This window comes from Microbacterium sp. AC035, from assembly GCF_979258485.1.
Genome location: NZ_OZ409858.1, coordinates 2488854 through 2514866, shown reverse-complemented (window position 1 = coordinate 2514866; position 26013 = coordinate 2488854). Strand labels below are relative to the sequence as shown.

28 protein-coding genes are annotated in these 26013 nt (G+C 69.1%); 12 read left to right on the top strand and 16 right to left on the bottom strand.

Features of this window, described 5'->3' with window-relative positions; all coding sequences use genetic code 11:
- Position 1: 1 nt before the first annotated feature.
- From ACZ0AA_RS12140 to ACZ0AA_RS12115, 6 genes are all read right to left on the bottom strand, one after another.
- A complete protein-coding gene (locus tag ACZ0AA_RS12140) occupies positions 2 to 1099 on the bottom strand; it encodes an ABC transporter permease (RefSeq protein ID WP_400864079.1) in 1098 nt (365 codons plus the stop codon).
- Positions 1096 to 1992: an ABC transporter ATP-binding protein gene (locus ACZ0AA_RS12135; RefSeq protein WP_463513047.1), complete on the bottom strand. Its 897-nt coding sequence runs from the start codon at positions 1990 to 1992 to the stop codon at positions 1096 to 1098. The genes ACZ0AA_RS12140 and ACZ0AA_RS12135 overlap by 4 nt, the downstream gene beginning before the upstream one ends.
- Positions 1993 to 2139: 147 nt before the next feature.
- On the bottom strand, positions 2140 to 3336 hold the full coding sequence (locus ACZ0AA_RS12130; protein ID WP_463513046.1) for a hypothetical protein: 1197 nt from the start codon (positions 3334 to 3336) through the stop codon (positions 2140 to 2142).
- 66 nt (positions 3337 to 3402) lie between these two features.
- A complete protein-coding gene (locus ACZ0AA_RS12125; protein ID WP_400864088.1) occupies positions 3403 to 4575 on the bottom strand; it encodes a benzoate/H(+) symporter BenE family transporter in 1173 nt (390 codons plus the stop codon).
- A 25-nt stretch (positions 4576 to 4600) separates the two neighbouring features.
- Positions 4601 to 5305, bottom strand: a complete 705-nt coding sequence (locus ACZ0AA_RS12120; RefSeq protein WP_463513045.1) for a response regulator — start codon at positions 5303 to 5305, stop codon at positions 4601 to 4603.
- The gene (locus tag ACZ0AA_RS12115) at positions 5302 to 6600 is read right to left on the bottom strand and encodes a sensor histidine kinase (protein ID WP_463513044.1); all 1299 of its coding nucleotides are present in this window, start codon (positions 6598 to 6600) and stop codon (positions 5302 to 5304) included. The genes ACZ0AA_RS12120 and ACZ0AA_RS12115 overlap by 4 nt, the downstream gene beginning before the upstream one ends.
- Before the next feature lie 109 nt (positions 6601 to 6709).
- On the opposite strand from ACZ0AA_RS12115, the gene ACZ0AA_RS12110 reads away from it, so the two are divergent.
- Genes ACZ0AA_RS12110 through ACZ0AA_RS12100 form a run of 3 tightly spaced genes read left to right on the top strand, consistent with a single transcriptional unit; the run spans position 6710 to position 8111 of the window.
- Positions 6710 to 7114, top strand: coding sequence for a VOC family protein (locus ACZ0AA_RS12110; protein WP_463513043.1), 405 nt, complete (start codon positions 6710 to 6712; stop codon positions 7112 to 7114).
- Complete coding sequence (locus ACZ0AA_RS12105) at positions 7111 to 7428, top strand: winged helix-turn-helix transcriptional regulator (protein ID WP_463513042.1); 318 nt, start codon at positions 7111 to 7113, stop codon at positions 7426 to 7428. The genes ACZ0AA_RS12110 and ACZ0AA_RS12105 overlap by 4 nt, the downstream gene beginning before the upstream one ends.
- Before the next feature lie 56 nt (positions 7429 to 7484).
- Positions 7485 to 8111 carry a dihydrofolate reductase family protein gene (locus ACZ0AA_RS12100; RefSeq protein WP_463513041.1) on the top strand — a complete coding sequence of 209 codons (627 nt, stop codon included), beginning with the start codon at positions 7485 to 7487 and terminating at the stop codon, positions 8109 to 8111.
- 13 nt (positions 8112 to 8124) lie between these two features.
- Here ACZ0AA_RS12100 and ACZ0AA_RS12095 read toward each other — a convergent pair whose 3' ends face one another.
- Complete coding sequence (locus ACZ0AA_RS12095) at positions 8125 to 8934, bottom strand: Cof-type HAD-IIB family hydrolase (RefSeq protein WP_463513040.1); 810 nt, start codon at positions 8932 to 8934, stop codon at positions 8125 to 8127.
- 5 nt (positions 8935 to 8939) lie between these two features.
- Complete coding sequence (locus tag ACZ0AA_RS12090) at positions 8940 to 9788, bottom strand: exodeoxyribonuclease III (RefSeq protein ID WP_463513039.1); 849 nt, start codon at positions 9786 to 9788, stop codon at positions 8940 to 8942.
- A gap of 37 nt (positions 9789 to 9825) precedes the next feature.
- Here ACZ0AA_RS12090 and pyrE point away from each other — a divergent pair, with 37 nt between their 5' ends.
- Positions 9826 to 10386 (top strand): orotate phosphoribosyltransferase, encoded by a 561-nt coding sequence (gene pyrE / locus ACZ0AA_RS12085; RefSeq protein WP_042541265.1) that lies wholly within the window; start codon positions 9826 to 9828, stop codon positions 10384 to 10386.
- Positions 10383 to 11285 carry an ROK family protein gene (locus ACZ0AA_RS12080; RefSeq protein ID WP_463513038.1) on the top strand — a complete coding sequence of 301 codons (903 nt, stop codon included), beginning with the start codon at positions 10383 to 10385 and terminating at the stop codon, positions 11283 to 11285. Before pyrE ends, ACZ0AA_RS12080 begins: the two co-directional genes overlap by 4 nt.
- Positions 11286 to 11302: 17 nt before the next feature.
- Here ACZ0AA_RS12080 and ACZ0AA_RS12075 read toward each other — a convergent pair whose 3' ends face one another.
- Entirely contained in the window at positions 11303 to 11566 is a 264-nt protein-coding gene (locus tag ACZ0AA_RS12075) for a hypothetical protein (protein WP_463513037.1), read from the bottom strand.
- Between the two features lie 200 nt (positions 11567 to 11766).
- Here ACZ0AA_RS12075 and ACZ0AA_RS12070 point away from each other — a divergent pair, with 200 nt between their 5' ends.
- A complete protein-coding gene (locus ACZ0AA_RS12070) occupies positions 11767 to 12924 on the top strand; it encodes an anhydro-N-acetylmuramic acid kinase (RefSeq protein ID WP_463513036.1) in 1158 nt (385 codons plus the stop codon).
- Positions 12925 to 12948: 24 nt separating this feature from the next.
- On the opposite strand, the gene ACZ0AA_RS12065 is transcribed toward ACZ0AA_RS12070, so the two are convergent.
- The 5 genes from ACZ0AA_RS12065 to ACZ0AA_RS12045 are packed head-to-tail and all read right to left on the bottom strand — an operon-like array spanning position 12949 to position 15513.
- Positions 12949 to 13113 carry a hypothetical protein gene (locus ACZ0AA_RS12065; protein ID WP_400864116.1) on the bottom strand — a complete coding sequence of 55 codons (165 nt, stop codon included), beginning with the start codon at positions 13111 to 13113 and terminating at the stop codon, positions 12949 to 12951.
- Positions 13110 to 13679, bottom strand: coding sequence for a YdeI/OmpD-associated family protein (locus tag ACZ0AA_RS12060; RefSeq protein ID WP_463513035.1), 570 nt, complete (start codon positions 13677 to 13679; stop codon positions 13110 to 13112). The genes ACZ0AA_RS12065 and ACZ0AA_RS12060 overlap by 4 nt, the downstream gene beginning before the upstream one ends.
- A gap of 1 nt (position 13680) precedes the next feature.
- Positions 13681 to 14490: an HAD-IIA family hydrolase gene (locus tag ACZ0AA_RS12055; RefSeq protein WP_463513034.1), complete on the bottom strand. Its 810-nt coding sequence runs from the start codon at positions 14488 to 14490 to the stop codon at positions 13681 to 13683.
- 55 nt (positions 14491 to 14545) lie between these two features.
- A complete protein-coding gene (locus tag ACZ0AA_RS12050) occupies positions 14546 to 15178 on the bottom strand; it encodes a metal-dependent transcriptional regulator (protein WP_400864123.1) in 633 nt (210 codons plus the stop codon).
- A gap of 32 nt (positions 15179 to 15210) precedes the next feature.
- Complete coding sequence (locus ACZ0AA_RS12045) at positions 15211 to 15513, bottom strand: hypothetical protein (RefSeq protein WP_042541277.1); 303 nt, start codon at positions 15511 to 15513, stop codon at positions 15211 to 15213.
- A 158-nt stretch (positions 15514 to 15671) separates the two neighbouring features.
- On the opposite strand from ACZ0AA_RS12045, the gene ACZ0AA_RS12040 reads away from it, so the two are divergent.
- On the top strand, positions 15672 to 18233 hold the full coding sequence (locus ACZ0AA_RS12040) for a rhamnogalacturonan lyase (RefSeq protein WP_463513033.1): 2562 nt from the start codon (positions 15672 to 15674) through the stop codon (positions 18231 to 18233).
- 97 nt (positions 18234 to 18330) lie between these two features.
- Here the strand turns inward: ACZ0AA_RS12040 and ACZ0AA_RS12035 are convergent, their stop codons facing one another.
- Positions 18331 to 19620, bottom strand: a complete 1290-nt coding sequence (locus ACZ0AA_RS12035) for an Nramp family divalent metal transporter (protein WP_463513032.1) — start codon at positions 19618 to 19620, stop codon at positions 18331 to 18333.
- 70 nt (positions 19621 to 19690) lie between these two features.
- Here ACZ0AA_RS12035 and ACZ0AA_RS12030 point away from each other — a divergent pair, with 70 nt between their 5' ends.
- Entirely contained in the window at positions 19691 to 20350 is a 660-nt protein-coding gene (locus ACZ0AA_RS12030; protein WP_463513031.1) for a TrmH family RNA methyltransferase, read from the top strand.
- A gap of 71 nt (positions 20351 to 20421) precedes the next feature.
- A complete protein-coding gene (locus ACZ0AA_RS12025; RefSeq protein ID WP_400864135.1) occupies positions 20422 to 20889 on the top strand; it encodes a VOC family protein in 468 nt (155 codons plus the stop codon).
- Between the two features lie 18 nt (positions 20890 to 20907).
- Here ACZ0AA_RS12025 and ACZ0AA_RS12020 read toward each other — a convergent pair whose 3' ends face one another.
- The gene (locus ACZ0AA_RS12020; RefSeq protein WP_463513030.1) at positions 20908 to 22227 is read right to left on the bottom strand and encodes an MATE family efflux transporter; all 1320 of its coding nucleotides are present in this window, start codon (positions 22225 to 22227) and stop codon (positions 20908 to 20910) included.
- A gap of 93 nt (positions 22228 to 22320) precedes the next feature.
- Here ACZ0AA_RS12020 and ACZ0AA_RS12015 point away from each other — a divergent pair, with 93 nt between their 5' ends.
- The 3 genes from ACZ0AA_RS12015 (at position 22321) to ACZ0AA_RS12005 (ending at position 26012) form a co-directional block, all read left to right on the top strand.
- On the top strand, positions 22321 to 22881 hold the full coding sequence (locus tag ACZ0AA_RS12015) for a DnaJ family domain-containing protein (protein ID WP_463513029.1): 561 nt from the start codon (positions 22321 to 22323) through the stop codon (positions 22879 to 22881).
- A 63-nt stretch (positions 22882 to 22944) separates the two neighbouring features.
- Positions 22945 to 24909 carry a M13 family metallopeptidase gene (locus ACZ0AA_RS12010; protein ID WP_463513028.1) on the top strand — a complete coding sequence of 655 codons (1965 nt, stop codon included), beginning with the start codon at positions 22945 to 22947 and terminating at the stop codon, positions 24907 to 24909.
- Positions 24910 to 25088: 179 nt separating this feature from the next.
- Complete coding sequence (locus tag ACZ0AA_RS12005) at positions 25089 to 26012, top strand: serine hydrolase (RefSeq protein WP_400864143.1); 924 nt, start codon at positions 25089 to 25091, stop codon at positions 26010 to 26012.
- The last annotated feature ends 1 nt before the right edge of the window (position 26013 follow it).

The following is a 26013-nucleotide window of genomic DNA, read 5'->3' as shown; positions in this document are numbered from 1 at the left end:
GTCAGCCGCGCAGCGCCTCGCCGAGCTTGACTCTGCTGCCCATGCGCAGCAGCGAGTTCTCGTAGATCTTCGCGCCGATGATGATCGCCGCGACGCAGCTGGCGAGCAGGATCACCAGGCTGAGCAGCGGCTCCCACCACTGCGCCTCGCCCACGAACAGTCGCATGGGCATGCCGACCGGAGCCGAGAACGGCACGTACGACATGATCGTCAGCACCAGCGGGTTGTCGTTGAAGATGATCACGAGCACGTACGGAGCCATGATCAGCATCGTGATGGGGGTCGTGGTCGAGCCGATGTCCTCCTGACGCGAGACCATCGATGCGGCGGCGGCGAACAGCGCCGCGAGCAGGATGAACCCGAACAGGAAGAACACGGCGAACCAGATGATCGGGGCGCCGAGCGTCGACAGCACCTCGCGTTGGCCGGTGGCTATCAGCCCGATCGTCGCGACCGCGGCCAGGGCGAGGATCTGACCCATCGCGAGGATCGTGTTGCCGATGACCTTTCCAGCGAGCAGCGTGCGCGCCGAGATGGTCGACAGCAGGATCTCGACGACGCGGGTCTGCTTCTCTTCGACGACGCTCTGGGCGATCGTGCCGCCGAAGGTCGCGGCCGCACCCATGAACACGATGCCGAAGGCGATCGCGATGAAGTATCGCAGCAGCGGGTTCGTCGTGGCCGGCTCGAGGATCTCGATGTCCGGCGCCTGCGAGAGCGCCGACACGAGACTGGTCGGAGCGTCCTTGAGAGCGATCACGGTGAACCCGGTCGCGCCGTCGCCGGGGAGGACCGCGGCATCGACCTTCTCGGAACGCACGAGCTCTTCGGCCGCGGCCTGGTCCGCCACCTCGGTGATCTCGACGGCGGGCAGGGCCGACACGACGGATGCCGTCTCCGAGGTCACGGCCACGGGCATCGCATCGGTGTTCTTGCTCGCGAAGCCGCCGATCACGATGCCGGCGAGGGCGATGAGCAGCAGGATGCCGGTGGAGATCAGGAAGGCCTTGCTGCGCAGTTTCGAGCCGATCTCGCGCTCGGCGACGAGCCAGATCAGCGATGCCTGCGACGTCGAGCCGGTGGTGTGCGAGGTGCTCACTGGATGACCTCCTTGAAGATCTGGGCGAGAGACGGATGCTTGGGCGCGAAGCTGGCGACATCGCCGCGTTCGACGGCGGTGCGCAGCACGCGTTGCGCGGTGTCGACGGTGTCGGCGTCGAACAGGGCGTAGCCGCCCTCGAAGTCGACCACGGTGACGCCGGGCTCGGCGCGCAGCCAGCCGGCATCCCCGGCCGAGACGAGCTCGTACCGGCTTCCGGCATGCTGTGCGCGCAGCCCGTCACGGGAGCCGGACGCGCGGATCGTGCCGCCGGCGAGGATCACGAGGTCGTCGCAGAGCCGCTCCACGACGTCGAGCTGGTGCGACGAGAACAGGATCGACGCGCCCTTCGCGGCGCTCGCCTGCAGCACCGACGCGACCGCGTCGACCGCGAGCGGGTCGAGACCCGAGAACGGCTCGTCGAGGATCAGCACCCCGGGGTCGTGCACGAGCGCTGCGGCGATCTGCGCGCGCTGCTGATTGCCGAGCGAGAGCGACTCGATCGTGTCGTTCAGGCGCTCTTCGAGCCCGAGCTCGGTGAGCAGCGCTGTCGCTCGCGTCGTGGCATCCGTCTTGCTGAAGCCGTGCAGACGGGCGAGGTACACGATCTGCTCGAGCACCTTCATCTTCGGATACAGGCCACGCTCCTCGGGCATGTACCCGAAGAGGCGGCGGTCGGCGCCGGTGAGCGGTGTGCCGTCGAGCTCGACGCGTCCGCCGTCGGAGCTGAGAAGCCCGAGGACGATGCGCATGGTCGTGGTCTTGCCGGCGCCGTTGCCGCCGACGAACCCGGTGAGGCGCCCGGGGGACACCTCGAACGAGACGTCGTCGAGCACGCGCCGAGAGCCGTAGCTCTTGGTGATGCCGGTGAGTACGAGCTTTCCTGTGGTCATGACCTCACGCTATGGCGCGGTGCTCGGCCTCGGCATCCCCCCTGTGGCGGATCTGTGAGGGGGATCTGCGAGTGTCCCGCGTGGCCGGCAGTCAGCCGTGCGGGGGAGTGCGGGGAGTGCGGGGGAGAGCGGAAGACGGCGAGGCGCTCAGCGCAGGAACAGGAACGAGAAGATGCCGATCGCGAAGGGCGCCATGGTGACGACGAACGTGACGCCGAGGATGATGGCGACGATCAGCCAGGGGCTGCGTCGCTTCAGGCGCTGACCGGGCGGCGCGACGCCGATGGGCGGAGGCGTCAGCATCCCCGGCGGAGCCGCGAACGGCAATGAGGGTGCTCCGGCGGGAGTCGATGCCGGTGCTCCGTAAGTCGGCAGGGGTGGATGCTCGGCGGCGAGCCGCAGCCGGTCGTCGCGCCAGCGCGCCCACTGGTCGAGCTTCGTGAGCAGTGCCCCGACCGCGCCGAAGAGCCACGCCCACGTCGCGGGGTCGAGCGTCGAGAGGCTGCGACGTGAATAGAGGAAGAGCCAGTCGTCGACGATCTCGACGTCGAGCTGCGCCGCGTGGTCGATGAACCGCGCCATGACATCGGGGGTGAACAGATACAGGGCGTCCACCTCGTATCCGGTCGGACAGTACAGGGAGAAGTACCGGTCGAAGTCGCCCTCGAGCGAGAGCCGCTGGTCGTTTCTGAACGCCGACGCGAGGGTGCTTCCGAGGGTGTTGTTGCCGAGCGCGTCGAGGACGATGTTCGGCAGCGGCACGTCGAGCTTCACCGCGACGTACCCCCAGCGATGGGTCGTCGACTGCTTGCCGTTGCTCGTCGTGTACTGGTAGTTGCCGAACTCCACGAAACGCGGTTCGATCCCACGCAGCACGTCGGTCGACATGCGGCTCGATCCCGACGAGAAGATCATGCCGGGCAGCGGCGGGGCGTCGATCCTCTCGATGTAGCTCATCGCGTTCGCACCGGCGAAGCGCGCGAGGCGGAACCGGGTGAGATTGCGCAGGCGGATGCTGCGGCGCACGAGCATCACGATGCCGACGACGAGTCCTGCGAGAAGCACGAGACCGACGAGGGCGGCGATGGCGACCCCGGCCTCCTGGCCGAGCGCGTAGCCGAGCCCGAGGATCATGATCGCGAGCACCGGCACCACGCACAGCAGCGCGAATCCGGCGACCACCCACGCGACGATCCGGCCGGCCGACGTGGGGTTGGCCGCGCGCTGCGCTCGGGCGAAGGCATCGACCTCGGCGGGGTTAACCGGGTCGAGCAGCGCGCGTGCGTCGAAGAATCCGGCTGGCGCGCCGGCCGACGGCGCAGGAGCAGGCGTGGGAACTGTCACGCGTCCACGGTAGCCGAGGGCACTCCGTGCGGTGTCAGGACCGTGCGGTGTCAGGACCGTGCGGTGTCAGCGGCGCCCGGCGTGCAGCACCGTGCGCACGACGAGGCCCGCGACGAGAGCCCAGAACGCTGCGCTGACTCCCAGCACCGCGATGCCGGATGCCGCGACCAGGAAGGTCACGACCGCGGGGATGCGCTCGCCGGGATCGTCGATCGCCTGCTGCACAGAAGACCCGAAGGCCGCGAACAGCGCGAGCCCTGCCACCGCGGGGATCACCGCCTCGGGAGCCAGCAGCACCAGCGTCGCGAAGGCCGCAGAGAAGCCCCCGAGCACCAGGTACGAGACACCGGTCGAGACCCCGGCGACCCAGCGCCGCTTCGGATCGGGGTCGGCGTCGGGTGAGGCGGCGAGGGCTGCGCTGATCGCCGCGAGGTTGATGGCATGGCCACCGGCCGTCGCGCCGAGCGCGGTTCCGACACCCGTCACGAGCATCGAGGGTCGCCAGGGAACCTCGTAGCCGAAGCTGCGCATGATGGCGATCCCCGGCACGTTCTGCGAGGCCATGGTGACGATGAACAGCGGCAGCGCCAGACCGACCAGGGCGCCGACCGTGAAGGTCGGGGCGGTGAGCTCGATCCTGGGCACCAGGAGTCCGGCGTCGACTGCTGAGCGTTCCTGGATCAGCGAGACCGCCACCACGACCGCTGCGGCGACGAAGGCGAGCGGCACGGCCCACCGCGGCGCGAGGCGTGCGAAGACCAGCCACGTGAGCACGACGGGAACCACGCCCCACGGGTTCGCGACGAGTCCGGTGATCGGTGCGAGACACAGGGGCAGCAGCACTCCGGCGAGCATCGCCTGCGCGATCGACGGCGGGATGCGTGCGATCAGCGCTCCGAGTGCCGGCCAGAGCGCCGTGAGCAGGATGAGCGCGGCCGCGACGAGGAAAGCCCCGACGGCGGCCGACCATCCGCCGTCGACCACTCCGGTCGCGGCGAGCAGGGCTGCGCCGGGGGTCGACCAGGCGACCGTGATCGGCATCCGGTACCGCCAGGCGAGCACGATGCAGGCGAGTCCCATCGTGAGGCTGACGGCGAGCAGCCCGCTGGCCGCCTGCGCGGGCGTGGCCCCCACGGCACCGAGACCCGTGAGCACGACGGCGAACGAACTCGTGAATCCGACCAGTGCGGTGACCACCCCGGCCAGGACCGGTCGGGAGAGAGGTGCGGCTTCGGGCATGGATCCGAGAGTATCGGGGTCGGCGTTACGTGAGTCCCATCCGGTGCGCGAGCACGACGGCCTGCACGCGGTCGCGCGCACCGAGCTTCTGCAGGATGCGCGAGACGTGCGTCTTCACGGTCGCCTCTCCGATGAACAGGGCTGCGGCGATCTCGGCGTTGCTGCGGGCGTCAGCCAGGAGCGCGAGCACCTCGGCCTCGCGGTCGGTGAGCGGGTCGAGTAGCACGGGCGGGGTGACCTGCGCCGGCGCGACGGTCGGTGACGATGCCGGCGCGGATGCCGGTGCGGACGCCGTCGTGAATCGAGCCAGCACCCGGCGCGTCACCTCGGGCGCCAGCATCCCGTCGCCCGCAGCGAGCGCTCGGACCGCCGCGATGAGATCCTCTGCGCCGGCGTTCTTGAGCAGGAAGCCGCTCGCTCCGGCATCCAGCGCCTGGTAGAGGTAGTCGTCGCGATCGAACGTCGTCACGATGGCGATGGCCGCGCTGACGCCGGGGTCGGCGACGATCCGTCTGGTGGCCTCGATGCCGTCCATGTCGGGCATCTGCACGTCCATCGTGATCACGTCGGGGCGAAGAGTCGATGCCTGCGTCACCGCTTCGGCGCCGGTCGCCGCCTCGCCGACCACCGTGATGTCGGGTTGCGTGTCGAGGATCGTCCGGAATCCGGCACGCAGCATCGCGTGGTCGTCGACGAGCAGGACTCGGATCGGCGCGTCGGTCTGGCTCATGAGGTGGTGCTCGTCTCGATCAGCGGTTCGACCGCCTCGGTCTGCGCGGCACCCGTGCCGGCCAGCGGAACGCGTGCCCGCACGCGCAGCCCTCCCGCCGGACGCGGAGCGACGTCGAGTGTTCCTCCGGATGCGGCTGCGCGCTCGCGCATGCCGAGCTGGCCGAGCCCGGGGCGCAGCACTGCCACGGCGCGGCCGGTGTTGACGACCTCGACCTCGACACCGTCGTCGTCGTAGCGCACTCGCACGTCGGCGGTGGCGCCGATGCCGGCGTGACGGCGCGCGTTCGTGAGCGACTCCTGGGCGATGCGGTACAGGTTCACGGCGACGAGCGAGGGCACGGGCTTCGGGGTGCCGATCACCGCATAGTCGGTGGGCAGCCCCGCCTCGGACGACGCGTCGACCAGAGATCGGATGTCGTCGAGGGTCACCGTCGAGGCGACATCCGTCGTCTCGCCACCAGGGGTTCGCAGGGTCTCGAGCAGCTGCCGCAGCTCATGGATCGCATCGCGCGCCGAGCCTTCGATGCCGCTCAGGATGCTCTTGGACTTCTCGGGATCCTGATCGATCACGAGCCGGGCGGCGCCCGCCTGCACACCCATCACCGACACGTGATGCGCGACGACGTCGTGCAGCTCGCGGGCGATGCGCACCCGATCGAGTGCGACGGCCTGCGCTGCCGTCACCTCGCGCTCCTGCTCGAGCTCGGCCGTGCGCTGCTCGAGCACCGCGCGCTCCTGCGCGGCGAGCCATGAGCGCTCGCCGAAGTAGTAGGCGCCGCCGAAGTACAGCACGTTCAGCAGCAGCTGGATGAGCATGAAGGCGAGGTAGGGCGAGAGGAGACCGGCCGCCACGTCGGCCTTGTCGGCCTCTTCGATCGTCTGTCGGTACATCGTGATGATCAGCCAGACGAACATGCCGACGATGATCGAGACGCGCACGATCATCGCGGCTCGACGGTTGTTCATCCAGGCACCCACCGTGTACAGCGACACGAACATCGCGATGTTGCCGACATAGATCTCGGGCACCTGGAAAGAGATCGCGAGGAAGTACGCGACGCAGACGGCGATCGCGACCTGCGCGGGCCAGCGGCGTCGTACGGCGAGCGGCGCGGTGACTGCGACCGCATAGACAAGCGCTGTCCACGGCTCCGCCCTGGTGTCGCCGTAGATCTCGGCCACTGTCGAGAGCGCGGCGCTCAGGACCGCGCCGACGAACATCACCGCAGCGAGCACGAGGTCGCCGCGCTGCTCGCGGACGCTGGGGATGCGGGTGAACGGCGCTGCAGGCATCCCCCCACCGTAGAGCCGGGGCGGATCGTGCGGCATCCCCCGCACGGGGGATCGTGCTGCCGCCGCGGAGGGTCTTGACGCCCCACTTGTATTTTGCAAGTGTTAGCGCATGAGCCTCTTCATCACCTGCCCCGTCGAGAGCGTCGACCGGGCCACAGCGTTCTACACCGCCCTCGGCTGGACCCTCAACACCGCGATGTCCGATCACAACGTGTCGTGCTTCGCGATCGCGCCCGAGCAGTACGTCATGCTCGGCAGCCGCGAGATGTATGCGAGCGTCGGCGGCACGGAAGACGTGATCGGCGGCCCCGACACGCCCTCGAAGGTCACTGTCTCGTTCGATCTCGGCAGCCGCGAGGCCGTGGATGAGCTCGTCGAGCGTGCCGCGGCGGCCGGCGGGCGGGTCGGCGACACCGACGACTACTCATTCATGTATCAGCGCCAGTTCGACGATCCTGACGGATACCACTACTCGCCCTTCTGGATGAAGCCGGACTCCGACGCGGCTTCGTGAGCGACCTCGCCTCCGCCCTCGACATCGTCGGAGCCCGCTGGGCACTGCTGATCGTCGAGAAGCTGCTCGACGAGCCGCTGAGATACGGCGACCTGCAGCGCGATCTCGGGGTGCCGACGAACATCCTCGCGACCCGTCTGCGCGAGCTCGAAGCGGCGGGGGTGCTGAGCCGGCTGCCCCTGCGCCACAACACGCGTGCCTATGCCCTCACCGAGCGAGGTGTCGCGCTGAAGGAGGCGATCGAGGCGCTCGGACGCTGGGGCGCGGAGGTGCCGGCACCCACCGACCAGACGCCCTCCCGCGACTCGCCCTGAGCGCCTACTGTGAGGGGTGTCGTCGTGCAGGATCTCTCGTGCGAAGGAGCACTCGAATGACCGGACGCATTCTGATCGACCTCTTCATGACCCTCGACGGCGTCGCACAAGGGCCGGGCGGCATCGACGAGGATCCGTCCGGAGGCTTCGAGTTCAGCGGCTGGCAGGCGGGGTACCCGTCGTCCGGGCTCGGACCCCAGGTGCAGCGGGGGATGCAGGGGCTCGACGCGCTGCTGCTCGGACGCCGCACCTACGACATCTTCGCCGCGTACTGGCCGCATCACACCGACGGCCCGTCGGGGGAGATCGGCAGGCTCTTCGACCGGGTCCCGAAGTATGTGGCGACACGGGATGCCGACGTCGACCTGTCGTGGAAGGGCAGCGTCCGCGTCGGAGACGATCTCGCCGCGGAGGTCGCCGCGATGCGGGCGGATCACGACGAGGTGCACGTGATCGGCAGCATCGATCTCGCCCACTCACTGCTGGCCGAGGGGCTGTTCGACGAACTCAACCTGTGGGTCTATCCGATCCTGCTCGGCACAGGCAAGAAGGTCTTCGACGACGGCGCGATGCCGTCGGTGCTGCGGCTGCTCGAGCCCCCGGTCGCGGACGATGGCGGTGTGATGCTGCTGCGCTACGGACGGACGGATCAGGTGCCCGAGGTGTGGACGTTCGAGGACTGATCGGCTCGGCGAGTCAGCCGAGCATCCGCTCGATCACCCTCGCCACCCCGTCGTCGTCGTTCGACGTCGTGGTCTCATCCGCGGCATCCTGCACGACGTCCGCTGCGCCGGCCATCGCCACACCGTGACCCGCCCAGCGCAGCATCTCGACGTCGTTGAGGGCGTCGCCGAAGGCGATGACGTCGCGGCGGTCGATCTCGAGGTGCTCGCAGAGGCGAGCCAGCCCCGTGGCCTTGGTCACGCCCTCGGCCATGACCTCGACGAACGGGGCGCCCGAGAGCGTCGCCTCGAAGCCGGTCAGCCCGAGGTCGCGCAGCGCGTCGAACAACGCCGTCGGGGCGAGTTCCGGATGCCGGATCACGAGCTTGAGGCTGGGGGCGGCCAGCACATGATCGAGCTCGACGCCGCCCATCGTGCGCGGATCGCGCTTGTGGTCGGCTAGGTCGGCGATCTCGGCATAGCCGTGCTGCGCGACGAACGTCTCGCCGCCCTCACGCACGCTCGCGAAGAGCAGCCCGGGGATGCTGGCGCGCAGCGCCTCGGCCAGAGTGCGGATCGTCTCTGCCGGAAGCTCCTCGGCGAACAGCATCCGCCCGTCGTCGAGGTGCGTCGCATAGGCGCCGTTGCTGCACAGCGCCCAGCCGTCGAACCCCGCATCACCAGCGAGCGCGCGCAGGCCGATCGGCTGACGGGCCGTCACCGGAACGACATGGATGCCGCGTGCCCGCGCCGCGTCGAGGGCCGCGCGGGTGCGCTGTGTGACGGAGGACGAGGAGTCGAGCAGGGTCCCGTCGAGATCGGTGGCGATCAGCCGGAGGGGCACGGGAATCAGGAGAAGATCATCGGCAGGTCGTCGTCGTCGTCGTCGGCGTTGCCGAGGTCGAACTCGACGACCACGGGAACGTGATCGCTGGGCTGCTCGCCCTTGCGCTCGTCGCGGTGGATCGATGCGCCGGTGACCGCATCCGCCAGCGTCTTCGAGCCGAGGATGAAGTCGATGCGCACGCCCTCGTTGCGCGGGAACTTGAGGCGCTGGTAATCCCAGTAGGTGAAGCCCTCGGGAAGCAGCGGGCGCACGACGTCGGTGACTCCCGCGTCGCCGAACGCGAAGAAGGCCTGGCGCTCCTGCGGCGAGACGTGCGTCGAAACACCCTCGACGATGTCGGGGTCGCCATTGTCGGCGTCGAACGGGATTATGTTGAAATCGCCGACCAAAGCGAGCGGCAGATCGGGATTCGCGGCGAGCTCTGCCGCGGTCGACTGCTTGAGAGCCTCGAGCCAGTGCAGCTTGTAGGTGTAGTGCGGGTCGTCGAGCGAGCGGCCGTTCGGCACATACAGGCTCCACACCCGCACGCCGTCGACGAGCACGCCCAGTGCACGCGCTTCGAGCGGCGCATCCGGCCCCTCATGGCCCTTGGCAAAGCCCGGCATGCCGTCGAACGCCGTGCGCACGTCGGTGATCGGCAGGCGGCTCGCGATCGCGACGCCGTTCCACTGATTCAGTCCGTGCACCTCGACGTGGTACCCGGCTTCTTCGAACGGGCCGTACGGGAACTGCTCGGGTTTGCACTTGATCTCCTGCATCGCCAGCACGTCGATGTCTTCTCTGACGGCGAACTCGACGGTGCGTGTGACACGGGTGCGGATGGAGTTGACGTTCCAGGTGGCCAAGCGCATGCGTCAAGCCTAGGGCTTGCCTCCTACACTGGATGCCGTGACCGCACTCGACGCAGACCGCCAGACCCTCCTCGACCTGATCAAGGACGAGGCGGTGTTCCACGGAGACTTCACCCTCTCGAGCGGCAAGAAGGCGACGTACTACGTCGACATGCGCAAGCTCACCCTCGACCACCGCGCGGCTCCCGCGATCGGCCGCATCATGCTCGACCTGATCGGCGACCTCGACGTCGTCGCGGTCGGCGGCCTGACCCTCGGGGCCGACCCCATCGCGAACTCGGTGCTGCACGCCTCGGTCGCCGCCGACAAGCCGCTCGACGCGTTCGTGGTGCGCAAGGAGCCGAAGGACCACGGCCGGGGCCGCCAGATCGAGGGCGCCGACGTCAAGGGCAAGCGCGTCGTGGTGCTCGAAGACACCTCGACCACGGGTCAGTCCGCGCTCAAGGCCGTCGAGGCGCTGCGCAAGGAGGGCGCCGAGATCGTCGCCGTCGCCGTGATCGTCGACCGCAAGACCGGCGCGCAGGCCGCGATCGAAGCCGAGGGCCTCGAATGGCGCGCCGCCTTCGACCTCGACGACCTCGGACTCGACCCCCAGTGACCCGCTACGCCCTGGCCGTCGACGTCGGCGGCACCAAGATGGAGGCCGCGCTCGTCGGCGACGACGGCATGCTCGCGCGGGGAAGCCGCAGCCGCCGGGCGACGGGCCGCGACGCCACTCCCGCGTCCCTCGACGAGGCGATCGCGACCGTGATCGCCCACGCTCTCTCCCGGCTCCCCGACGACGCCGAACTCATCGGCGCCGGCATCGGCAGTGCTGGTCCGATCGACCGGAACGTCGGACAGATCCTCCCCGTGAACATGCCTGCAGCCCGCGGGTACGGTCTCGCGGAGGCGGTGCGCTCCACCGCCTCCGGCATCCTCGGACGCGCGCTGCCCACTGTCTTCGGCCACGACGGAGGTGCGCTCGCGCTCGCCGAGTCCTGGCTCGGTGCCACCAAGGATGCCCGTTCCTCCCTGTCGATCGTCGTCTCGACGGGTGTCGGGGGAGGGTTCGTCGTCAACGGCGCGTACATCCCCGGCGCCACCGGCAACGCCGGGCATCTCGGACAGGTGCGTCGCGAAGGCGGGCTCACCCTCGAGGAGATCGCCTCCGGACCCGCGAGCGCCGCGTGGGCGCAGACGCAGGGCTGGACGGGCGCGACCGGTGAGGACCTGGCGCGGGATGCCGCCGCGGGCGACACCATCGCCCGTGCCGCGATCGAGCGGTCTGCGAAGGCCGTCGGCGAGGCTCTCGCTGACGCGGCGACCCTGGTCGACCTCGACATGGTCGCGATCGGCGGCGGATTCTCGCGAGTGTCCACGGACTACATCGACCTCGTGCAGCAGGCGCTCACCGCGAGCGCCGCGCACGAGTACTCCCGCCGTACCCGGGTTGTGCGCTCGGGCCTCGGCGACGAGGGGCCGCTCATCGGCGCCGCGGCACTCGCCCTGCGCTGACGTCGGCGCGGACCAGGTCAGCGGGCCGCAACGATCAGGTGGCGCGGCGGCCCTTCGATGCGGGCCATCGCGATCGTGAGTTCGGTCGTGTCGGCGGCGACCGCATCGATACGGGCGCCGAGTCTCTCCTCGACTCCGTCGATGCGAGCGCCGAGTCTCTCCTCGACGCGGTCGGATCTGCGGACGCACCAGGCGAAGCCCCCGACCATGGTGCCGCCCAGGGTCAGAAGGAGTCCCACTGCACTGAGGACGATCGCGATGATCTCTGCGGACACGAACATGCTCCCATTCTGCGGGTGGAGGGTGGGGTCTCGCAGAATGCTACGTAGCCGTCGGAGGGGGGCTGTCGGCATGCACGCGCTTCACCGGCCGGCGTTTAAAACGCGTTGCAGAAGGTGATCGTGCAGAAGAGCACCCTCGTTCCGTTCGCCTCCCTAACAAATCGGCCCTACGCTCGTAGCAGGCGACGGAAGGAACACGCATGCGCGTACTCGGACTGCTCTCGGGCACCTCACACGACGGCGTCGACGTCACGGTCGTGGACTTCGTCGAGAAGGACGGAGACCTGCAGGGCACCGTCCTGCACGAGGACAGCGTTCCTTACGCTCCCGCACTGCGGGCCCGGCTCGTCGCGGCGCTGCCGCCGGCGCCCACGACCCTCGCCGAGGTCTGCGAGCTCGACACTCTGATCGGGCAGGCCTTCGCCGAGGTCGCCGCCGCAGCAGCCGACGCGGTCGGGGGAGTGGATGCCGTGTGCACGCACGGCCAGACCGTCTTCCACTGGGTCGCCGATGGCCACGCGCTCGGCACGCTGCAGATCGGACAGCCGGCATGGATCGCCGAGCGGGTGGGCGCGCCGGTCGTCTCTGACGTCCGCATCCGCGACATCACTGCCGGCGGCCACGGCGCTCCGCTCGTGTCCTTCCTCGACGAACTGCTGCTGCGCGGCCGGGCGGGAGTCTCGGCGGCCGTCAACCTCGGCGGCATCGCGAACATGACCGTCGTGGGCCCCAACGGCCTCTCGGCGTACGACATCGGCCCGGCGAACGCGCTGGTCGACGCTGTCGTCGTCGCGGAGGAGCTGAACGAGCGCGGGTACGACGCGGATGCTGCGATCGCCCGCACCGGCACCGTCGATGAGGCACTGCTGACCGCGCTCCTCGCCGATCCGTATTACGCACTGCCCGCCCCGAAGAGCACGGGCAAGGAGCACTTCCACCTCGACTATGTGCGCGGCCACGTCGACCGGGTGCGGCCCGACATCGCAGCGGAGGACCTCGTGCGCACCCTCACCGAACTCACCGTGCGCACGGTGGCCGGGGACGTGCGTGCCGCCGGCATCCGCTTCCTTGCCGTCTCGGGTGGCGGATGCCACAACCCGCTGATCATGCAGGGTCTGCGTGATGCGCTCCCTGACATCGAGGTCGTGCTCGCCGATGAGCTCGGTGCCCCCGTCGACAGCAAAGAGGCGATCCTGTTCGCTCTGATCGGGTGGTGCACCATGCACGGTGTGGCCGGAGTGACGCCGGGCGGAACCGGAGCTCGCGAGCCCCGCATCCTCGGCACGATCACGCCGGGTGCCGGGCCGCTGCGGATGCCCGACGCCGTCGAGCGCGTGCGCACCCTGACGCTGCGCTGATCCGAGCCGAGTGGGAAGCGCCGGTCAGCGCTTGCGGTCGTCGTCGTCCCAGGGGCCTTCCCACCAGCCGGCGCGACCGTCGCCCTCGCCGCCCCGGCGGCGTGAGCGGACGAACTGCACGATGAACACGGTGAGGGTGCTGAGGAGGATCAGGAAGATGACCAGGAACAGCAGGTCGGACTGGTTCATGGGCGCTTCCCCTCGGTGGCATCCGCCACGATCTTCGCGATCCGGGCGGATCGCGTCTCTGCACGCTTGGCCATGGCGATGTGCGTCAGGCCGAACTTCTTGACCGACTTGGGGAAAGCGTCCCAGTGTGCTCGTGCGGCCGGAACCGCATCCAGCGCTTCGGTCAGCTCCGGCGGCTCGATCCCCGCCTCGGGGCCGTCGAGCAGCGTCCACGACCCGTCGGCCTTCGCGGACTCGAGCACGCGCATCCCGGCGGGTGCGAGCACGCCGGCGGCCTCGAGGTCGATCAGTCGGGCCTTGTTCGTCGCCGCCCACCCGCTGCCGCGCCGACGGGGAGAGAACCACTGGCCGACCGTCGCGTCGTCGAAGGTGCGTACGGGGCCGTCGATCCAGCCGAAGCACAGCGCCTGACGTACGGCATCGTCGTAGCCGACGCCGCCCGCTCGGCTGCCCCGCACACTGAGCAGCCAGACACCGGAGGTGCGCTCGTGGTGCTCCTCGAGCCAGGCGCGCCAGGCGGCTGCATCCGCTGCGACGACCCGCTCTCCTTCGTCGAGCGCGCCCATGTCAGTCTTCGTCGAGCGTCGGGATCGACTCGGTGACCGTCGGCAGCAGATCGGCGACCGAGTTGACGATCTCGTCGGGGCGGAACGGGTACTTCTCGACCTCGGCCTCGTCGCTGATGCCCGTCATGACGAGCACGGTGTGCAGCCCCGCCTCGATGCCGGCGATGATGTCGGTGTCCATGCGGTCGCCGATCATTCCGGTCTTCTTCGAGTGCGCGCCGATCTTGTTGAGCGCCGAGCGGAACATCATCGGGTTCGGCTTGCCGACGACGTACGGCTCCTTGCCCGTGGCCTTGGTGATCAGGGCGGCGATCGCGCCCGTCGCCGGCATCACGCCGTCGGCCGACGGTCCGGTCGCGTCGGGGTTCGTGACGATGAAGCGCGCACCCTTGATGATGAGCCGGATCGCCTTGGTGATCGCTTCGAACGAGTAGTTGCGGGTCTCGCCGACGACCACGAAGTCGGGGTTCGTCTCGGTCATGATGAAGCCGGCCTCGTGCAGAGCCGTGAGGATGCCCGCCTCGCCGATCACGAACGCCGAGCCGCCGGGCAGCTGCTGGGCCAGGAAGTCCGCGGTCGCGAGAGCCGAGGTCCAGATGCGCTCCTCCGGGACGATCAGTCCGCTCGCGCGCAGCCGTGCGGAGAGGTCGCGAGCCGTGAAGATCGAGTTGTTCGTGAGCACCAGATACGGGATCTCGTTCTGCTCCCAGCCGGCGAGCAGCTCGGATGCTCCCGGGATGGCGTCGTTCTCGTGCACGAGAACGCCGTCCATGTCGGTCAGCCAGCATTCGATGTTGTCGCGATGTGCCATGTGCACAGCCTATGCGGCGGCGGTTGCGGGCAGGTGTCAGGTTCTGACGAGGTTCTCAGGCGCTGAGCCAGACGACCTGTGCGGCGCCGTCCGGGAGCTCCGTCTCGGTGCCTTCGAGCTCGATGCCCGAGGGCGTGGTCGTGATGTTCGCCGCGACGGCGACGCCCGCCGCCTCGAGAGCTCTGAGCAGCTCGGGGTCCCGGTCGTCGACGCGCAGCACACGTCCGGTGTGGCCGGCGGGCGCATCGGCGAGGAGAACGAAGGGCTCGCGCTCGACGACGCCCGCTGCATCGGGGATCGCGTCGCCGTGCGGGTCGAACCGTGGCCGCCCGAGGCGCGCGTCGATGCCCTCGAGCAGGCGATCGCTGATCGTGTGCTCGAGCACCTCGGCCTCGTCGTGCACCTCGTCCCACCCGTAGTCGAACTCCTGCACGAGCCAGGTCTCGATCAGGCGGTGGCGACGCACCATCGCCAGGGCGCGCTGCGTGCCGGCATCCGTCAGTCGCACCGCGCCGTAGGGCACGTGCGAGACGAGCCCGGCGGCGGCCAGCTTCTTGACCATCTCGGTCACCGATGAGGGGGCGATGCCGAGCTTCGCCGCGAGCACCGAGGGGGTGATCGGAGCGTCCTGCCATTCGGTGTGCGCGTAGACGGTCTTCAGGTAGTCGTCTGCTGCAGGGGATGCCACGGGTTCAGCCTAGATCAGGGGAGTGGTCGTGTTCAGGGGTTGGCCACGTCGACGAGGATGCCGAAGGCGACCTGCCCTGCGAAGAAGATGATCAGGAAGCCGAGCAGCGCGGCGAAGAGCGAGAGACGACCGTCGAACCCTTCGATCTCGGCGATGCCGATCTTGCGCGCGCGGAAGGCCAGCACGAGGGTCGCGATGCCGAGGGCGAGCTGCACCCAGGGGCCGCCGAAGGGCAGCACGGTGGGGAACGCGACGAGGAGTCCGCCGATCACGCCGGTCGCGATGCCGATCCAGGTGAGGATGCGGACGTTGCGGCGCGCGGTTTCGGCAGACATCCTTCGAGCCTAACCGTCCGGAGACTCCGCCATGCACGCTGTGAATCGTGTCAATCGGGCGGGAATCCTTGACGGGGGACGAGCTCTGCGGGTAGCTTCGACCGGGCACGGGAAAACGCTATCCGAGCGGGCTTCACGCCCAGAGAAGGATTTCGACGATGAATATCCGACACCAATCGCTCCGCGCCGTCGTGGCGGTGGCCGCCGCCGGCTGTCTCCTCGTGGGAGGCGCGCAGACGGCGACCGCAGCCTCACTCGCGGCACCTGCGACCGGTCGCCATGATTCCGGTCCGAAGACGCCTCAGCTCGAGGCGCTCGACCGCGGTCTCGTCGCCGTGTCGACTGCCGACGGGGTCTTCGTCAGCTGGAGGCTCCTCGCCACCGAGGTGAGCGGGGCGACCGACACCGGGCTCGCTGGCACCGACTTCGCGGTCTATCGCGACGGCACGAAGCTCGCCACGGTCACCGACAGCACGAACTACGCGGATGCCGACGGCACGGCCACGTCGCAGTACTCCGTGGTGCCGGTGGTGAACGGCGTCGAGCTGACGGCATCCGCCTCGGCATCCGTCACCGCGTGGTCCGAGGGCCACCACGACCTTCCGCTGCAGAAGCCGGCAGACGGCGTCACGCCGAAGGGCGAGGCCTACACCTACTCGGCCAACGACGTGTCGGTCGGCGACGTCGACGGTGACGGGCAATACGAGTACGTCGTGAAATGGGACCCCTCGAACTCGAAGGACGTCTCGCAGCGCGGCTACACGGGCCCCGTCTACCTCGACACCTACGAGCTCGACGGCACCCTGCTGAACCGTCTCGACCTCGGCGTGAACATCCGTGCCGGAGCGCACTACACGCAGTTCCTCGTCTACGACTTCGACGGGGACGGTCGGTCCGAGACCGTGCTGAAGACGGCCCCCGGCACCAAGTCCGTGCAGTACTCCGCCGACGGCACCGTCGCGAGCGAGTCGTACATCACCCTGCCCAAGGCCGACCGCAAGGCCGGCTACTCGAATGATGACGACTATCGCCTCAGCGCCGCCGACTACGAGGCGCACCTGGTCGACATGTTCCTCGGCTGGAGCGACCGCGAGGAGGTCGTGTCGGGTCAGTGGCCGGCGACTCTCGAAGAAGCGTGGGGCATGCCGGTCACGCACGAGTACCCGCTGTCGCAGGAGGCGGCTCAGGAGCTCGCGACCACCTTCATCGACGTGTATGCGCCGAGCCGCAGCGCGCGCAACCTGCTGCGCGAGTTCGAGGGCTTCATCATCGACGGGCCCGAGTACCTCACGGTCTTCGACAGCGCGACGGGCAAGGAGCTGCAGACGATCCCGTATCCGACCGAGCGCGGCGACGACGGTCTGCTGTGGGGCGACTACGCGATGTCGCGCATCGAACCGGGCAACCGTGTCGACCGCTTCCTCTCCGGTGTCGGGTACCTCGACGGACAGCATCCGTCTGCGGTGTTCGCCCGCGGGTACTACACGCGCACGACTGTCGCCGCCTTCGACTGGGACGGCAAGCGACTCAAGGCTCGCTGGGATGTCGACAGCGGTCACGTGCCCCTGTCGAACCCGTTCAACGACTCCCCGCACGGCCGCGACGGTACTGACCCTGAGTTCGGCACCATCACGACGCAGGGCGATCACTCGCTGAGCTTCGCCGACGTCGACGGCGACGGCAGGCAGGAGCTGGTCTACGGATCGGCGACGATCGACGACGACGGCAGCCTGCTCTACAGCTCGTTCGACGTGCTGCCGGAGGGCAGTGCCGACCCCGGCGCGACTGTGCGACTCGGGCACGGAGACGCGATGCACGTGACCGACATCGATCCGGGTCGCCCCGGTGTGGAGATCTGGACGGTGCACGAGGGCGGCACCTATGCACCCTACGGATCGGTGATGCGCGACGCCGCGACGGGAGAGTCGCTGTTCGGTGCATACTCCGGTCGCGACACGGGTCGGGCGATGATCGGCGACGTGCGTCCAGACGTGCCGGGCATCGAGGTGTGGTCGAGCATGCCCGGCGGCACCGAGGGCAGCGGTCTGCTCAGCGCGACCGGCGAGGTGCTGCAGGCGGAGACGCCAGGAACGAACATGTCGATCCGCTGGGCGGGTGACCTGACGACGCAGCTGGTCAACGGCAGCGGCGACCAGACACCGACCATCGACGATTGGACGCGGGGCACGGTGCTCACCGCGACCGGCACGCTCACCAACAACGGCACGAAGGGCAATCCCTCGCTCGTCGCCGACGTGCTGGGCGACTGGCGCGAGGAGCTGCTTGTGCGCACGGCGGATTCGAGCGCGCTGCGATTCTTCACCACGACGGAACCCACCGCGCACAAGCTCACGACCCTCATGCACGATGTGCAGTACCGGGCTGAGACTGCGCGTCAGCAGACGACCTACAACCAGCCGGCGTACACCTCGTTCTACCTCGCGAGCGATGTCGACTGGTCGAAAGTGCCGGTGCTGACCGCCCCGACGACGCCGAAGGCGCCGAAGTTCACGGACAAGCCGGGTTCCTCCCGCGATGAGGTGAAGGTGCCGACGAACATCACGGGCATCACGTACTACGTGAACGGCGAGAAGGTCGAGGCCCGCAACGGAAAGGTGCGCGTCACCGGAGAGGTGACCGTGGTCGCTGTGCCGGATGCCGGCTACCGCATCGCCGACGGCGCGACCTCGCAGTGGACGGAGACCCTCCGCAAGCGCTGAGCACTCGTGCGGTGACAGACCGCCGCCCCGAGCCGACTCTTCCCGTGCCGGCTCGGGGCGGTTCTGCGTCTGCGTCGGTGTGCGTCTCTGCGCCGCCTCAGGCGCCGGTCAGCACCAGCCAGAGCAGGGCGCCGTTGAGAGCGATGAGCAGGACGGACGCGATGATGCCGGCCGTCGTCGTCCATGCACGGTTCGCCCAGACGCCGAGCGTGCGGCGCTGAGCCGTGAGCGCGATGAGCGGGATCAGGGCGAACGGGATGCCGAACGAGAGCACGACCTGGCTGAGCACGAGCGCCAGCGTGGGATCGAAGCCGATGCCGAGGATCACGAGTGCGGGGATCAAGGTCACCAGCCGTCGCGCGAGCAGGGGGATGCGCACGTGCAGCAGCCCGTGCATGATCTCGGCTCCGGCATACGCGCCCACCGAGGTCGAGGCGAGTCCCGAGGCCAGCAGCCCGACCGCGAAGAACGTCGCGACGACAGGGCCGAGCCCGGCGGCGAGTGCGGCGTGCGCGCCTTCGAGCGAGTCGGTGCCCTCGACGCCGGCCAGGTTGGCGGCCGCGAGCAGCAGGATGCCGAGGTTCACCGTGCCCGCGATCACCATCGCGATCGAGACGTCCCAGCGGGTCGCGGTGAGCAGGCGACGGATGCGCGAGGTCTCCGTGCGCACGGCCTCGGCCGGCGCATCGGTCGTCGTAGAGCCGAAGCGGTCTCGGGTGAGCGACGAGTGCGCGTAGATCGCATGGGGCATGATCGTGGCCCCGAGGATGGATGCGGCGAGCAGCACCGACCCGGTTCCTTCGAAGCGGGGGACGAGGCCGCCGACGATGCTCCCTGCGTCTGGGGGAGCGACGAACAGGCCGGCGATGAAGCCCACGGTGATGATCGCCATGAGCGCGATGATCACGAACTCGAAGGGGCGTGGGCCGCGGCGGCTCTGCACTGCCAGCAGGATCATCGACACGGCGCCGGTGATGATCCCGCCGAGCAGCAGCGGGATGTCGAACAGCAGGTAGAGCGCCACCGCTCCGCCGATGACCTCGGCCAGATCGGTCGCCATGGCGACGAGCTCGGCCTGCAGCCAGTAGGCGCGTCGGGCCCAGGGGTTCTTCAGTCGTGTTCCCAGCACTTCGGGGAGGCTCTGCCCGGTGACGACTCCGAGCTTGGCGGAGAGGTATTGGATCAGCCACGCCATGATGTTGCCGGCGACCACGACCCACACCAGCAGGTATCCGTACTGGGCGCCTGCGGTCATGTTGCTCGCGACGTTGCCCGGATCGAGGTAGGCGACTCCGGCCACCAGCGCGGGTCCGAGAAGCCAGAGGCTGCGGGGCGCGGTGGCGCGAGCGCCAGACGCCGACGTCTCGAGCGTGGAATTTTTAGGCATGCCGAAATCGTAGCGGATTTTTCGGCGCACCTAAATATGTTGTGCGGTGCGCGGCGGATAGCCTGGCGGAATGGAAGAGCAGGCGCCCGCGGATGCAGCGGAGACAGGCGGATCGTCGGCGCAGCCCGGCTACGGAGTGGGGCCGTGGCCCGGCGGTGAGGCGGAATGGCCTGCGGACGAGCGTTACGACCCTGAGCTGCTGGCCGTCGGCGACACGCGCAACGTGATCGATCGCTACCGCTACTGGCGGATGGATGCGATCGTCGCCGACCTCGACACCAGGCGGCATCCGTTCCACGTGGCCATCGAGAACTGGCAGCACGACATGAACATCGGCTCCATCGTGCGCAGCGCGAACGCGTTCCTCGCCGACACCGTGCACATCATCGGACGGCGCCGCTGGAACAAGCGGGGCGCGATGGTCACCGACCGCTACCAGCACGTCGTGCACCACGAAGACGTCGAGACCTTCACCGCCTGGGCCGCGGCAGAGGGGCTGCCGATCATCGCGGTCGACAACGTCGACGGCGCCGTGCCGGTCGACCGCGCCGACCTGCCGCAGAGCTGCGTGCTGCTGTTCGGTCAGGAGGGCCCGGGGCTGTCGGAGGCCGCGCTCGCCGCGGCATCCGCTCACATCGAGATCACGCAGTACGGCTCCACCCGGTCGATCAATGCGAGCGCGGCCGCCGCCGTGATCATGTACGAGTGGTGCCGGAGATACGCGGGCTGACGGCGTGCGCGAACCCTCTCGACACGGCGCCTGCTCGGGCGTAGCGTGAGTGCCGATCTGAGGAGGTCGCCATGGCAGAGCTCAGTCCCATCCGCCCGTTCCTCTGGTTCGACGGTCGTGCGCAGGAGGCGATGGAGTACTACGTCTCGGTGTTCCCGAACTCGTCGATCGACCAGGTGGTGCTCTACCCCGACGAATCGCTCGATCGACATTTCGAGGGCATGAGCGGCAAGGTGCTCAACGGCGACTTCACGCTGAACGGCTCGCCGTTCGGATGCCTCGACGGAGGCCCTGAGTTCGCCTTCAACGAGTCGATCTCGTTCGTGATCGGCTGTGCGGATCAGGCCGAGATCGACCACTACTGGCAGGCGCTCTCGGCCGTGCCGGAGTCGGAGGCGTGCGGCTGGTGCAAGGACAGGTTCGGGGTCAGCTGGCAGGTCGTGCCCGCAGGCCTCGATCTGCTGCAGCAGCGCCCGGAGCAGATCCAGGCGCTCATGCACATGAAGAAGATCGTGATCGCCGAGCTCGAGAACGCCTGATCCCCTGACAGGTCAGTCTCAGACGCCCGCCGTGACCCAGCGGCCGGAGCGCACACGCCAGCCGAGGGTGACCAGCCGAGCGAGCAGGTAGACGCCGAAGAACGCGACCGAGAGCCAGATCAGACCGGCGGCGCCGTCGACCCCCGTGGCGGCGATGATCCACAGCGCAGGCAGGAAGGGCAGGAGGTTGAGTCCGCCCGCGAGCGCGAGGTAGCGCGCGTCGTTCGCCCCCATGAGCACACCGTCGAGCACGAAGACCACACCGGCGATCGGCTGCGCGACCGCGAGGACGAGGAGCGCCGGCTGCACGAGCGCGGCGATCGACGGCTCTCCCGTGAACACGATGCCGAGCACACCCGAGAGCGCCGCGATGAGCGCGCCGACCGCGACGCCGAACCACACGCCCCAGGCGACCGTGCGTCTGAGCACTCGGTGCACCTGCCGCTCGTCCCCCGCACCGAGTTCTTTGCCGATCAGGGCCTGGGCCGCGATCGCGAGAGCATCCAGCGCGAACGCTGCCGCCGAGAAGATGGTGAAGACGATCTGCCAGCCGGCGAGCTCGTCGGTGCCGATTCCTGTCGCGACGGCGACGGTGGCCAGCAGCGCGGCCCGCAGGCTCACCGTGCGCAGGAACAGCCAGCCGCCCGATCGCGCGGTGCTGCCCATGCCCGCCCGCTGCGCCATCAGCGACGCGTCGTGCGTCGCCGCGAGGCGCCGGATCACCAGCACGTAGGCGCCGACCATGCCCCACTGGGCGACGACCGTGCCGGCCGCCGATCCGGCGATGCCCCATCCCAGCCCGTAGATGAACAGCACGTTGAGCAGAGCGTTCGCGCCGAATCCGATCCCCGCGATCCACAGGGGGGTCATGGTGTCCTGCATCCCGCGGAGCAGTCCGGTCGCGGCGAACACGATGAGCATCGCGGGGAGACCCCACATCGAGACGACCAGATAGGCGTTGGCGTCGGCGGCCACGGCGTCGCTCGCGCCGAACAGCGACACGAGCCACGGCGAGGCCACGGCTCCAGCGGCGGCGAGCACGGCACCGATCGCCAGCGCCAGCCACATGCCGTTGACGCCGACTGAGACGGCCTCGCCGGGCCGGCCGGCTCCGAACAGCCTCGCGACAGCCGGGGTCGTCGAGTAGGCGAGGAAGACCATGAGCCCGACGATCGTCTGCAGCACTGCTCCCGCGATGCCGAGGCCCGCCAGCGGCGTCGTGCCGAGATGCCCGACCAGGGCGGCGTCGACGATGAGGAACGCGGGCTCGGCCATCAGCGCGCCGAGAGCGGGGACGGCGAGGCGCAGGATCTCACGGTTGAGAGTGCGCTCGGTCATCCTCCGAGCCTATGGGCTGGTGCCGACAGAGCGATCGCCGGCTCCGCGCACGCCGTCGTACCCTGGAGCAATCGGATGCGACGGAGGTGCATCATGACGGATCCACGCGAGGCCGCGGCCAGATACCGCGCGCGGCAGCAGAGCGAGAGCGACGGTGAGGACGACGCTGAATCCGGCACGGCCCCCGGCATCGCCGCAGCCACCGACCGGGCCGCGTTCATCGAGACGGCGATCCAGGTGGCGATCCGCCGGGGCGACTTCGACGATCTCCCCGGCGCCGGCAAGCCGCTCGAGGGTCTCGGCACTCACCACGACCCGGACTGGTGGATCCGGCGCAAGATCGAGCAGGAGAACCTCACGGGACTCGGCCCGCCGGCCATCCTGCTGCGCACCGAGGATCGCGAGCTCGACGAGCAGCTCGACCTGCTCGGTCGCGAGTCCGACGTGCGGGCGGTGCTCGAGGACTTCAACCGACGGGTCATCGAGGCTCGACGGCAGCTGCAGGGCGGACCGCCCGTCGTGACGAGTCCTCGCGACATCGATGCCGAGGTCGCCGCGTGGACGGAGCGTCGAGCGGCGCGCCTGGCCGCCCGTTCGACGCCGGAGCCGATTCACCCGCGCACGCACCGCTTCGGCATCCGTCGCCGAGGCTGAGTACGTCGGGGGCCGCCAGTCGGTTCCCTCCTGAATGTCGGAGCGACGCATAGGCTGGTCGGCATGACCGACGTGCTTCCCTCTGGCCTTGAGACCTCCGAGTTCAGTTCCGACATCCGCCCGCAGGACGACCTCTATCGTCATGTCAACGGCGCCTGGCTCGCCCGCACCGAGATCCCCGGCGACAAGGCGCGCTGGGGCTCGTTCCATCTGCTCGCCGAGCAGGCCGAGAAAGACGTCAGGACGATCATCGAGGAGTCGCAGGATGCCGAGCCCGGCACCCTCGCCCGCAAGATCGGCGACCTGTTCGCGAGCTTCATGGACACCGAGCGCATCGCCGCGGCCGGCGTCGCTCCGCTCGCCGAGACCCTCGCCGAGATCGAGGCGATCGATGACATCCCCGCATTCCTGCGCACGGTCGGCGCCTACGACCGCGACGGTCGGGCGCACCTGATCGGGTTCTACGTCGACGGCGACCCCGGAAACCCCGAGCGCTACCTTCCGGTGATCGTGCAGTCCGGCCTGTCGCTGCCCGACGAGAGCTACTTCAGACTCGACACCTTCACCGAGACGCGAGCGGCGTACCGCACGCACCTCGAGCGACTGCTGACGCTCGCCGGCATCGCGGATGCCGCAGGCCAGGCCGACCGCTCGATCGCCCTCGAGACCGAGCTCGCCGGCCACCACTGGGACAACGTGCGCAGCCGCGACGCCGTCGCCACCTACAACCTCAAGACGTGGGCCCAGATCCAGGAGCTCGCCGGGGTCGACCTCGAGCCGTGGCGCGATTCCGTCGCGCCCGAGCACCCTGAGGCCTTCGCCGAGGTCGTGGTCTCGCAGCCGAGCTTCCTCGAAGGGCTCGGATCGCTGCTCAGCCCCGGGCGCCTCGACGACTGGAAGGCCTGGCTGCGCGCACAGGTCGTCCACGCCGCGGCTCCGTATCTGACCGACGACTTCGTGCAGGAGAACTTCTCGTTCTACGGCACCGAGCTCACCGGCGTCCCCTCGATCCGCGAGCGCTGGAAGCGCGGCGTCTCGGTGACGGAGGGCGCGCTGAGCGAGGCGATCGGCAAGGTGTACGTCGAGCGGCACTACCCGCCGACGGCGAAGGCCGCGATGGACGAGCTGGTCGCGAACCTCATCGAGGCCTACCGGCAGAGCATCACCGACCTCGAGTGGATGACCGCCGAGACCCGCGAGCGGGCGCTCGCCAAGCTCGACTCGTTCACGCCGAAGATCGGGCACCCCGCCGTCTGGCGCGACTACTCCAGCCTCGAGATCGACCGCGCAGACCTGTTCGGCAACGTGCGGCGCGCGGCCATCTTCGAGCACGACCGCAACGTCGCCAAGGTCGGCAAGCCGATCGACCGAGACGAGTGGCACATGCCGCCGCAGATGGTCAACGCCTACTACAACCCCTCGATGAACGAGATCGTGTTCCCGGCGGCGATCCTGCAGTACCCGTTCTTCGACGCGTCACGCGATGCGGCTGCCAACTACGGCGGGATCGGCGCGGTCATCGGCCATGAGATCGGTCACGGGTTCGACGACCAGGGCAGCCGCTACGACGGTGACGGCAAGCTCGAGGACTGGTGGACGGATGCGGATCGCACCGCGTTCGAGCAGCGCACCAAGGCCCTGATCGAGCAGTACGACGAGCTCGTGCCGGAAGGCCTCGACGCCGAGCACCACGTGAACGGCGCCCTCACGATCGGTGAGAACATCGGAGACCTGGGCGGCCTCGGCATCGCGCTCCGGGCGTACGAGATCGCGCTCGGCGGCGAAGAGGCTCCGGTCATCGACGGCTACACGGGCGTACAGCGCCTGCTGCTGTCGTGGGCGCAGGTCTGGCAGCAGAAGAGCCGCGACGCCGAGACGCTGCGACTGCTCACGATCGACCCTCACTCGCCGAACGAGTTCCGCTGCAACCAGATCGTCCGCAACATCGACGCCTTCTACGAGGCGTTCGACGTCGCCGAATCCGACGCGCTGTGGCTCCCGCAGGAGTCTCGAGTGACGATCTGGTGAGTCGTCCCGCCTAGCCGAGTGGGCCCCGACGGGTGCCCTGCTGTCTCCTGAATGACGATCTGATGACCGTATACCGGAGTATGTAGGGCATCCTCACCTGACGGGGTTACGATATCCGTGCTGCGGCGGATGGACACCGCAGCATCCCGCCAATCCAACCCCCCTATTAAGGATCACGCGTGGGTGCTTCCGAGCCTGCCGACGGCCCGCCACTGGCCTCGCTGCGCCGCTCTCAGCGGCCCAGCCGACGCCTGCCGCGTCGTGCCGCCACGGGGCGTCGATCGTTCACGTCGACGCTGCGGGCACTCGAGCAGCTCGCGGACGCGGGGGCCCAGGTGTCGGTGCATGTTGTCGATCTCGACAGCCACACGCACGTCCTGTCGGGGGATGACCATGTGACCATGCCGGTCGCCGGGCTCGGCGTCGTACCGCTGCTCATCGAGGTGGCGGCAGCGTTCGATGCCGGCACCCTCGACCCGCTCGAGATCGTGGAGCGCACGGCCGTCGAGCCGGTGTCGACCTCGGGACTCTGGCGACACCTGCACGCGCCCGCCCTGCCGCTCGAAGACCTCGCCGTGCTCGCGGCGACAGCGGGTGATCCGATCGCGGTCAACGCTCTGCTGCAGCGGGTCGGTCACGATCGCGTGCGTGAGCGCATCGAGACCCTCGGGCTCCGCCGCACTGCCCTTCTCGATCGGTTCCGCGACGAGCGCGGGCCCGACGACGCACCCCAGGTCGCGGTGGGCTCAGCGCGCGAGTTCGCCGGGCTCTTCTCGGCACTCGTGAACTCGCAGGTGGTGGGAGCCTCAGTGAGTGCTCAGGTGTCCGAGTGGCTGAGCCTGAACCAGGACCTGAGCCTGGTGGCAGCCTCGACCGGCCTCGATCCCTTCGCTCACGACCATGACGCCCATGGCCTGCTCTTCATCAACAAGACCGGCCGCGATCGCGGTGTGCGGGCAGAGGCGGGAGTCCTCGGCGGGCCGCGCGCGGGTGTCGCCTACTCGTTGATCGTCTGCTTCGACGACCTGTCGATCACACACCGGCTGCGTGCACACGATGCCTTCCGTGTGCTCGGCGTCGAGCTCATGGAGTACACCCACTGAG